This window comes from Azospirillum sp. INR13 (assembly GCF_015390205.1).
Lineage (GTDB): Bacteria > Pseudomonadota > Alphaproteobacteria > Azospirillales > Azospirillaceae > Azospirillum.
Genome location: NZ_VUOI01000008.1, coordinates 158187 through 167358, shown reverse-complemented (window position 1 = coordinate 167358; position 9172 = coordinate 158187). Strand labels below are relative to the sequence as shown.

Here is a 9172-nt window from a genome sequence, read left to right as displayed (position 1 = left end):
GCCCTGGGTGCCGCCGATGTCATAGCCGCCGTCGAGCACGCGGCCGCCAAACAGGGCGATGATCGAGTGCAGCGGACGCACCCAGCGCACGGTGCCGGTGCCCCAGCGCATCGACTTCGGCCAGGGCAGTTCGGCCATGGCGGCGGGGATGATCTCCGCCAGCACCGCGGCGGTCTCGCGACCCTTCTTCTCGGTCACCGCGAAATAGAACACGCCCTTGCCGGTGTCGCGCTGCTCGCACTGGTCGAGGCTGTCGAGGCCGGCCGACTTCAGGAAGCCGGCAACCGCCTGCTCGGGCGAACCGACGCGCGGACCCTTCTTCTCCTCGCGCACGTCTGCGGTGCGCTCCGGCAGCCCGTCGACCACCAGGGCCAGACGGCGCGGGGTGGAGTGCGCTTCGGCCTTGGCGAAGGTCAGGCCGTTCGCCGCCAGCTTGTCGGTGACGAGGCGCTTCAGGTCGTCGGCGGCCCGCGCCTGCATGCGGGCGGGGATTTCTTCAGAGAAGAATTCGATCAGGAGTTCGGTCATGGGATTACTTCGCCCCCGTCCAGGCTTCGCAGCAGGCCTTGGCCAGCGTGCGCACGCGGCCGATGTAGGCGGCGCGCTCGACAACGCTGATCACGCCGCGGGCGTCCAGCAGGTTGAACAGATGCGACGCCTTGATGCACTGGTCATAGGCGGGCAGCGCAAGGTTCTGCGCCACCAGCGCCTGACACTCGACCTCGGCGTCCTTGAAATGCTGGAGCAGCATGTCGGTGTTGGCGAACTCGAAATTGTGCTTCGAGTATTCGATCTCGGCACGCTTGAACACGTCGCCGTACTTCACGCGATCCTTCTCTTCCTTGGCGCCGTTGAAGTCCAGGTCGTAGACATTTTCCACGCCCTGCACATACATGGCGAGGCGTTCCAGACCATAGGTCAGCTCGACCGCGATCGGATCGCATTCGATGCCGCCGACCTGCTGGAAATAGGTGTACTGCGTCACTTCCATGCCGTCGCACCACACTTCCCAGCCCAGGCCCCAGGCGCCCAGCGTCGGGCTTTCCCAGTCGTCCTCGACGAAGCGGATGTCGTGCAGCGCCGGGTCGATGCCGATGGCGCGCAGGCTGTCCAGGTAAAGCTCCTGCGCGTTGGCCGGCGAGGGCTTCATGATGACCTGGTACTGGTAATAGTGCTGCAGGCGGTTCGGGTTCTCGCCATAGCGTCCGTCCTTCGGCCGGCGCGACGGCTGGACATAGGCCGCCTTCCAGGGATCGGGACCCAGCGCGCGCAGCGTGGTCGCGGGATGGAAGGTGCCGGCGCCGACCTCCATGTCGTAGGGCTGCAGGATCACGCAACCCTGCTCCGACCAGAACTGATGGAGCTTGAGGATCAGGGCCTGGAACGACAGGCCGCGGCGGTCGGCGGAAATCCCGCCGTCGGAAGTCCCGATCTGGGAGGCCATGGACGGTCCACAATAGAAATGTTGAAAACGCGCCGCACGATAGGCGGGCGCCACCGTCAAATCAAGCCGCAGCGCGGCAAATCGCGCCGCGGCGGCCTCGTGTCGGGGACCAGGGGAGAGCGCGTGCTGCCGTCAGCGGCCGTAGGGGCAGGCCGGGCGGCCGCAGGACACGGCGGAGCGCGGGGCGACGTAGGCGCCGCATTCCGGGCATTTCTCCATATCCTCCGCCTCCGTGGCGGCGGAACTCCGTGCTTCGCGTGGCGAGGGACCGGGGGCGGGATCGCGGCGGCCGTCCGGCCGGCGGGGGGTGGTGCGGGCGCGGCCGATCGCCTGGACGCGGCTGATCCAGCGCCAGCCGAACCACACGACGCCGATCACCAGCGCAAGGAGGAGAATCTTGGACAAGGACATCATCGCCGGCTACCCGTCTGCTCTTGCGCGCATTCAGCCCGCAGGTGACGGGAAGTCAAGGGAATAGGAGAGGGGGAGGGCCGCCGTCCGCGATCGGGCGACGGCCCGTCGGACCCGCCGCTTACTTCGCGGCGACGGCCGGGCGCCACGTGTAGACCGGAGTGATGCCGTAGGTGCGGGTCATGTCGGCCTGTCGCAGGCTGCGCACCAGAACCTCGGTCCCGGTGGCGACGCGCACGTCGGTGCCCAGCAGGCCGCAATCCTCCGGCAGGATGTTGACGCACTGGCTGGCGTCGACACGGGTCAGCACGATGTCGAAGGGCAGGCCGTTGCGGGCGTAGACGCCGAGCAGGCCGGGGGCGGAGGTCGCCGTGCGCAGGGTGACCACGCCGGCCGGCAGCGCGCGGTCGCTGGCCGCGGTCGGGCGCTGGTTGTGGCTTTCGTCCCACACGGGCTGGCCCGAGGAATCCAGCTTGGACTGGGCCGCGGCACTGCCGCTGAAGCCGGCGACGGCCAGGGTCGTGCCGCTCACCGCCGCCAGGGCCAGGATCGCCATCCGAAACCGCAACATCGTTGTGCTCCGTACTTGTCTCTGTTCTTTTTGTCCGCCCGGGCACAAGGGAGCGACCGGGCATCGCACCCTTATATGGGATGCGATACGCGCCGTCGCCTTAGCCCAGAAAGCCTAGGGTGTTCGGTTAAGGTCGCGCTGCGCAAGGGTGGTGCCGACAGTTCGCTCTGGACGCAGGTTTGATGCTTGTGAATGATATTTCTTCTAACCGTTGACGGAATTGTTGTCGCCAACATGTTTCGGTTGTGAACGATTTGCCCATATCTTTTTTGCGGGCGATTTTTGAGAAGGTGTTCGCGGCATGGCTGCGCTTTTTGCTGAGGGTCGAGTCGGTGGAATGAAGGCCTCCATGGATGAACCGATGCTGGAAACCGCTCGTCTGATCCTGCGGCCGACCCGCGCGGAGGATTTCGATGGCTGGGCGGCGATGATGACCGATCCGGAAACGACCGAGTTCATCGGCGGCCTGCAGTCGCGGCCGGTCGCATGGCGCGGATTCCTGTCGATGGCCGGCGCCTGGTCGATCCAGGGCTTCGCCATGTTCTCCGTCATCGAGAAGGAGACCGGCCGCTGGGTCGGCCGGGTCGGGCCGTGGGTGCCGGACGGTTGGCCGGGTCCGGAAGTCGGCTGGGCGATCATGCGGGACTGCTGGGGCCGCGGCTATGCTGTCGAGAGTGCCGCCGCGGCCATCGACTGGGTGTTCGACCATCTCGGCTGGACCGAGGTCATCCATACCATCCATCCCCGCAACACGGCCTCGCAGGCGGTTGCGCGCAGGCTGGGAGCGGAGGTGCGCGGAACCACACTGCTGCCCGAGCCGGTCAACCCGCCCGAGGCCGACGTCTGGCACCAGACGCGCGAAGAATGGCGGGCGCGCCGGCGGCCGGCCGTATTGGCCCGTTGAGGCCGCTTCCTCGTTCGAGTCGCGGCCACCTATTCCCGGCATCCTTCATACGTGTGCGTTTCAGGCGGTCGCATCGCTCCTCATGACGATTGCGGGCTATGATTGGGACGCTGCCCCGCCTGTTCTGCGCCATCCTGCCGTCTTGCAGGCGGGCCGAGCCGGCAATGGACGTTAAATTTCGGTGTCAGGCATAGATTCTTGTGTGTTTTCACTAGAATTTTTGCGGATTGCCTATGCTATTGGTTTAGCCGTTGCATTCCATTCGCAGCAATCCTATTGGCTGACCGATTGCAGGAGGGGCCCGTAAATGGCCAAGGAACAGGCACTCGCCCTCATTAAGCGCCTCGCCACCGACGGCGAATTCCGTAATCAGCTGAACGCCCTCGATATTCCGGGGAAGCAGGCACTTCTGGCGCAGAGCGGGTTCGGCGGCGTCCTTCCCGACCACGTCCGCAGCGCCGCCGCCGCCGCCTTCAATTCCTTGACCGGCAAAGAGAGCGGCTTGGACAGCGACGTGGCGGTCGAATCGATCGCGACGGCTGCTTCCGCTTCGGCCACTTCGGCCTCTGCCACCTCCGCTTCGGCAACCTCCGCGTCGGCGTCTCCGGCACCCGCTTTCTCGGCCCATGCGCAGTCCGCCTCCGCGTCGGCAACTTCGGCGTCCGCGACCTCCGCGGCGGCGCAATCCGCGTCTGCGGTTCCGACCCCGATAGCCTTCTCGGCGGTGGCTGCTCCGGCATCGGCCTTCTCCGCCGCTGCGCAGTCTGCGTCCGCGGTTCCGGCCCCGGCCTTCTCGGCGGTGGCTGCTCCGGCATCGGCCTTCTCCGCCGCCGCACAGTCTGCGTCTGCGGTTCCGGCCCCGGCCTTCTCGGCGGTTGCCGCCCCGGCGTCCGCCTTCTCGGCCGCTGCGCAGTCTGCGTCTGCGGTTCCGGCCCCGGCCTTCTCCGCCGTGGCTGCTCCGGCATCGGCCTTCTCCGCCGCCGCACAGTCGGCGTCTGCGGTTCCGGCTCCTGCCTTCTCGGCGGTTGCCGCCCCGGCGTCCGCCTTCTCGGCTGCTGCGCAGTCTGCGTCCGCGGTTCCGGCCCCGGCCTTCTCGGCGGTTGCCGCCCCGGCGTCCGCCTTCTCGGCTGCTGCGCAGTCTGCGTCCGCGGTTCCGGCCCCGGCCTTCTCCGCCGTGGCCGCTCCGGCGTCCGCCTTCTCGGCTGCCGCACAGTCGGCGTCTGCGGTTCCGGCTCCTGCCTTCTCGGCCGTGGCCGCCCCGGCGTCCGCCTTCTCGGCTGCTGCGCAGTCTGCGTCCGCGGTTCCGGCCCCGGCCTTCTCCGCCGTGGCCGCTCCGGCGTCTGCTCACTCCGCGTCTGCGATGTCGGCGTCGGCGACTTCTGCGTCGGCCACCTCCGCTGCGGCGCAGTCCGCTTCGGCGACCTCCGCCGCAGCCGCTCCGGGGGCGTCGGCCTCCGCCTCGCAGGGGCCTGCAGCGGCGAGCGACGATCCCACGACCGAGGCGTGATAGGATCGAGGCCGGCCTTTCCTTCGGGAGACGGCCGGCCCCGTCCCTTGGCTTCCCGCACTCTGCGGGACTGCAATCCATCTCCCCGAACCGGCCGGAGCCGCGAGTCCTGACCCATCCCATGGCTGACAGCGCATCGCCCGACACCGTCTATCCGGAGTTTCCCGGCATTCGCCTGGGCGACACCGTCCACCGCGCCGCCAAGCGCTTCTTCCTCGGCACCCATCGCACGGCGACGCCGGAAGAGACGCTGGCCCGCATATCGCCCCATTTCGCCCGTTGCGGCATCACGCGGCTGGCCGACGTGACCGGGCTGGACCGCTTGGGAATCCACACGGTCATCGGGCACCGGCCGAACAGCCCGACCCTGTCGGGCAGCGCTGGCAAGGGCTTCAGCCTCGCCGCCGCGACCGTTTCCGCCGCAATGGAGGCGATCGAGTTCCACCATGCCGAGCATCTGCGCCTGCCCCATGTCGAGGCGGCGTGGAACGACCTGCCGGCGGACGGCCGCATCCCGCTGGACCGGCTGCCGGGGACCAAGCACGGCGCCTTCCGTCCCGACCGGCCGGAAATCTGGACCTGGGGCTGGGATCTGATGAGCGGCCGTCCGGTCGCCGCGCCCTGGACCTCGGTCGGACTGCACAGCATGCCGCCGGGCACCAAGCCGGGCGCCCGCAGCTTCTACGCCATGGGCACCAACGGGCTGGCCAGCGGCAACCATATCCTGGAGGCGATCGCCGCCGGCCTTTACGAGGTGATCGAGCGCGATTCCGTCGCCTGCTGGCGCTATGCCGGCGACCGGCTGAACTGGCCGACGCCGCGGGTCGATCTGTCCAGCATCGACGCGCCGTCCGTCCGCGATCTGCTGCACCGCTTCGAGCTGGCCGGCATCCGTCCGCTGCTGTTCGACGTCACCACGGACATGGGCGTGCCGAGCTACATGGCCATCGTTTATGACCGCGAACTGCGCAAGACCGGCATGAACCGCGGTTATGGCAGCCATCTGGAGCCGGCGGTCGCCATGTGCCGCGCCCTGACCGAGGCGGTGCAGTCGCGGCTGGTCCTGATTGCAGGCTCGCGCGACGACTTCTTCCGCCGCGACCTGGTCCGCAATCAGAATGCCGACGGCAGCGCCGAGATCGCGGCACTGGAGGCGACGCCGATCAACACCAACGGCCGCCGCCGCCTGAACCATGCCACTCCGACCTTCGAAGGCGACATCACCATCCTGCTGACCGTGCTCCGCCGCGCCGGGATCGAACAGGCGCTGGTCTTCGACCTGACCCTGCCGGAAATCGGCATTCCGGTGGTCCGCGTTCTGGTGCCGGGGCTGGAAGGCTATCAGTTCGACTTCTACACTCCGGGTGCGCGTCCGCTGGCCTTTGGGGAGGCGCTGAAAGCGCACGCATCTCAGGCGCAAGTGGGGTCGGTGGCATGAAGATCTGTGTGTTCCTGGGGCCCACCATGCCGGTGGAGGATGCCCGCGCCCTCCTGCCGGGCGCGGTCTTTCTGCCGCCGGCGGCGCAGGCCGACGTCATCAGCGCCATGACCATCCACCGGCCGGACGTGATCGCCCTGATCGACGGGGTGTTCGGCCAGTCCCTGTCGGTCTGGCACAAGGAGATCCTCTATGCCCTGCACATGGGCGTGGCGGTCTACGGCGCGTCCAGCATGGGCGCCTTGCGGGCGGCCGAATGCCATCCCTTCGGCATGGTGCCGGTCGGCGAGGTGGCGCGCGGCTATGTCGACGGCCGGCTGACCGGTGACGACGAGGTGGCGCTGGCCCATGCCGGGCCGGAAGACGGCTGGTTCCCGTTGTCGGAGCCGCTGGTGAATTTGCGCGCCAGCATGGCCGCGGCGCTGGCCGCCGGTGCGGTGGACCTGAGCCTGCATGACCGGGTGATCGCCGCCGCGAAGGCGCTGTATTTCACCGAACGCACCCGGGACCGCATCTTCGCCGAAGCCGGGCTGAGCCGGGAGGAGACGGATCGGCTGGAGCGCTTCCTGGAAGCCGGCGCGATCGACCAGAAGCGCCGCGATGCGGAGATTCTGCTCGGCCATCTTGCCAGCCTGATCATGCCGCCGCGGCCGGCGCCCTTCGACTTCAACGCCTCCCATTACTTCGACGTGCTGTACGAGCGCGACCGCCGCGTCTGCCATGGCGGCAACACCGTGCCGCTGTCGGAGATCGCGTCGCACGCCGCCCTGCACCGGCCGGACTTCGCCGAGATCAACAACGCCGCGCTCGGCCGCCTGCTGATCCGCCAGTTCGCCGAAGTCATGGGCGTGACGGTGGACGAGGCGGCGGTGCGGACGGAAACCCAGCGTTTCTGTGCCATGCGCGACCTCAATGGGGCGGAGGCGCTGGCAGACTGGTGCCGCCGCAACGACCTGACCGATGCCGAGTTCTCTGAACTGATGACCGAACTGGCCGTCGAACGGGCGATGCGGCTCTGGCTGATCCCGCGCCGTTTCCTGGCGCGCACGACCAAGCCGGTGCTGAATGAGCTTCGGCTGCGCGGGCTCTACGAGTCCACCGCCGAGGAGGCGGCGCTGGTCGACCGGGTGATGGAGCTGCATTTCGGCGACGCCAGCCGCCAGCCCAAGGAAACGGTGGAGCAGCTGTTGGCCGAGCATGTCGCCGGCACCGCCTGCCGGGTCGATGCGCCGGCCGACGTCTGGTCCTATGAATATGGCTTCAAGGACCTGCTGGACCTGCGCATCGACCTGATGCGGGCCAAGCAGGTGCGCGACCTGTTCCGCCAACTGGCGGTGGAGGCGGAGGCGGCGCTGGCTCAGGCGGTACCGCAGGAGTCCATGCCGGAACAGCCCGTGCCGGAAGAGGAGATGCAGACGTGACGACCGCAGAGGTGACCATCCGCGTGCCGACCCCGTTGCGTGGCTTCGTCGGCGGGCGCGATCAGGTGACGGTGCCGGGCGCCACGGTGCGCGAGGCGCTGTCGGCGCTGACCGCCGGGCAGGACGCCTTCCGCGACCGGCTGTTCACCGCCGAAGGCGAGCTGCGCCGCTTCGTGAACGTCTATCTCGGCCGGGATGACGTGCGGCGGCTGGGCGGGCTGGAGGCGGCGTTGCCGGCCGGCGCCACCCTGACCCTGATGGTCGCCCTGGCGGGCGGTTGAGGAGCGTCTCGTCATGAGCTTGAAGGACCGCCGCCTTGCCGATCTGCGCGCCCGCATCGCGGAAGTGACCGCTGCCGATGCGCTCGCCCTGCAACGGGAGGGTGCCCTGCTGGTCGATGTCCGCGAGGACGAGGAGACGGCGACCGGCAGCCCCGCCGGGGCGCTGCGCCTGCCGCGCGGCTTCCTGGAATTGCGGATCGAGGAGAAGGCGCCCGACCCGGCGCGTCCCCTGCTGCTGCTGTGCGCCGGTGGCACCCGGTCGCTGTTCGCGGCGGAGGATCTGCTGCGGCTGGGCTACGGGGATGTGCGGTCGGTCGTCGGCGGCTTCTCCGCCTGGAAGGCCGCGGGTCTGCCGGTGGAGGTGCCGCCGCAGCTCGACGCCGCCCAGCGCGAGCGCTACCGCCGCCACCTGACCATGCCGGAGGTGGGAGAGGCTGGGCAGCACAGGCTTCTGCGCAGCCGCGTTGCGCTGATCGGTGCCGGCGGGCTGGGCTCGCCCATCGCGCTCTACCTCGCCGCCGCGGGGGTCGGGCGCCTGACCCTGATCGACGACGACCGGGTCGAGCGCAGCAACCTGCAGCGCCAGATCCTCCATGCCGAAAGCCGGCTCGGCCAGCGCAAGGTGGAGAGCGGGCGCGCCGCACTGCTGGATCTCAACCCGACCATCGAGGTGGTGTCGCACGACACGCGGCTGGAGGCGGCCAATGTGCTGGACCTGCTGGCCGACCATGATGTCGTGGTCGACGGGTCCGACAATCTGCCGACGCGCTATCTGGTCAACGACGCCTGCCTGCGGCTGGGCGTGCCGAACGTCTATGGCGCGATCTTCCGCTTCGAAGGGCAGGTGTCGGTGTTCGGCGGCGCCGCGCCGGGGCTGCGGCCCTGCTATCGCTGCCTGTTCCCGGAACCGCCGCCGGCCGAATACGCACCGTCCTGCGCCGAGGCCGGCGTGCTGGGTGTGCTGCCGGGCGTGATCGGCACCATCATGGCGGCCGAGACGATCAAGCTGCTGCTCGGTCTCGGCGAACCGTTGGCCGGCCGGCTGCTGCTCTATGACGGCCTGCGCGGCGAGTTCAACGAGATCGCGGTTCCGGTCGATCCGGACTGTCCGTCCTGTTCGGCGGGCGCACGGCCGGAGTTGAGCGACATCGCGGCGGTCTGTGCGGGGTGAACGGTGCGGGGGTGTCCGCCCCCT

The 9172-nt window shown here is 69.0% G+C and carries 10 protein-coding genes; 6 read left to right on the top strand and 4 right to left on the bottom strand.

Features of this window, described 5'->3' with window-relative positions; translation table 11 throughout:
• The 4 genes from F1643_RS09500 to F1643_RS09485 form a co-directional block, all read right to left on the bottom strand.
• Window positions 1–528: glycine--tRNA ligase subunit beta (locus F1643_RS09500; RefSeq protein ID WP_194912771.1), on the bottom strand; the 528-nt coding region annotated here is incomplete at its 3' end.
• A gap of 4 nt (window positions 529–532) precedes the next feature.
• Entirely contained in the window at window positions 533–1444 is a 912-nt protein-coding gene (locus tag F1643_RS09495) for a glycine--tRNA ligase subunit alpha (RefSeq protein ID WP_194912770.1), read from the bottom strand.
• A gap of 132 nt (window positions 1445–1576) precedes the next feature.
• Window positions 1577–1858 carry a hypothetical protein gene (locus tag F1643_RS09490; RefSeq protein ID WP_194912769.1) on the bottom strand — a complete coding sequence of 94 codons (282 nt, stop codon included), beginning with the start codon at window positions 1856–1858 and terminating at the stop codon, window positions 1577–1579.
• A gap of 118 nt (window positions 1859–1976) precedes the next feature.
• On the bottom strand, window positions 1977–2426 hold the full coding sequence (locus F1643_RS09485) for a hypothetical protein (protein ID WP_194912768.1): 450 nt from the start codon (window positions 2424–2426) through the stop codon (window positions 1977–1979).
• A 349-nt stretch (window positions 2427–2775) separates the two neighbouring features.
• Between F1643_RS09485 and F1643_RS09480 the strand changes: the two genes are divergently transcribed.
• From F1643_RS09480 to moeB, 6 genes are all read left to right on the top strand, one after another.
• Window positions 2776–3330, top strand: a complete 555-nt coding sequence (locus F1643_RS09480) for a GNAT family N-acetyltransferase (RefSeq protein WP_194912766.1) — start codon at window positions 2776–2778, stop codon at window positions 3328–3330.
• Window positions 3331–3637: 307 nt separating this feature from the next.
• Window positions 3638–4837 (top strand): hypothetical protein, encoded by a 1200-nt coding sequence (locus tag F1643_RS09475; RefSeq protein WP_194912765.1) that lies wholly within the window; start codon window positions 3638–3640, stop codon window positions 4835–4837.
• A 121-nt stretch (window positions 4838–4958) separates the two neighbouring features.
• Window positions 4959–6275 (top strand): YcaO-like family protein, encoded by a 1317-nt coding sequence (locus tag F1643_RS09470; protein ID WP_194912764.1) that lies wholly within the window; start codon window positions 4959–4961, stop codon window positions 6273–6275.
• Complete coding sequence (locus F1643_RS09465; protein WP_194912763.1) at window positions 6272–7696, top strand: TfuA-like protein; 1425 nt, start codon at window positions 6272–6274, stop codon at window positions 7694–7696. The genes F1643_RS09470 and F1643_RS09465 overlap by 4 nt, the downstream gene beginning before the upstream one ends.
• On the top strand, window positions 7693–7977 hold the full coding sequence (locus F1643_RS09460) for a MoaD/ThiS family protein (protein ID WP_194912761.1): 285 nt from the start codon (window positions 7693–7695) through the stop codon (window positions 7975–7977). The genes F1643_RS09465 and F1643_RS09460 overlap by 4 nt, the downstream gene beginning before the upstream one ends.
• Window positions 7978–7990: 13 nt before the next feature.
• Window positions 7991–9148, top strand: a complete 1158-nt coding sequence (gene moeB / locus F1643_RS09455; protein WP_194912760.1) for a molybdopterin-synthase adenylyltransferase MoeB — start codon at window positions 7991–7993, stop codon at window positions 9146–9148.
• The last annotated feature ends 24 nt before the right edge of the window (window positions 9149–9172 follow it).

What these genes read in the sequence shown, in the direction of transcription:
- F1643_RS09495 (WP_194912770.1), bottom strand. Translation starts at nt 1,444, where the DNA reads ATGGCCTCCCAGATCGGGACTTCCGACGGCGGGATTTCCGCCGACCGC.
- F1643_RS09490 (WP_194912769.1), bottom strand. Translation starts at nt 1,858, where the DNA reads ATGATGTCCTTGTCCAAGATTCTCCTCCTTGCGCTGGTGATCGGCGTC.
- F1643_RS09485 (WP_194912768.1), bottom strand. Translation starts at nt 2,426, where the DNA reads ATGTTGCGGTTTCGGATGGCGATCCTGGCCCTGGCGGCGGTGAGCGGC.
- F1643_RS09480 (WP_194912766.1), top strand. Translation starts at nt 2,776, where the DNA reads ATGGATGAACCGATGCTGGAAACCGCTCGTCTGATCCTGCGGCCGACC.
- F1643_RS09475 (WP_194912765.1), top strand. Translation starts at nt 3,638, where the DNA reads ATGGCCAAGGAACAGGCACTCGCCCTCATTAAGCGCCTCGCCACCGAC.
- F1643_RS09470 (WP_194912764.1), top strand. Translation starts at nt 4,959, where the DNA reads ATGGCTGACAGCGCATCGCCCGACACCGTCTATCCGGAGTTTCCCGGC.
- F1643_RS09465 (WP_194912763.1), top strand. Translation starts at nt 6,272, where the DNA reads ATGAAGATCTGTGTGTTCCTGGGGCCCACCATGCCGGTGGAGGATGCC.
- moeB (WP_194912760.1), top strand. Translation starts at nt 7,991, where the DNA reads ATGAGCTTGAAGGACCGCCGCCTTGCCGATCTGCGCGCCCGCATCGCG.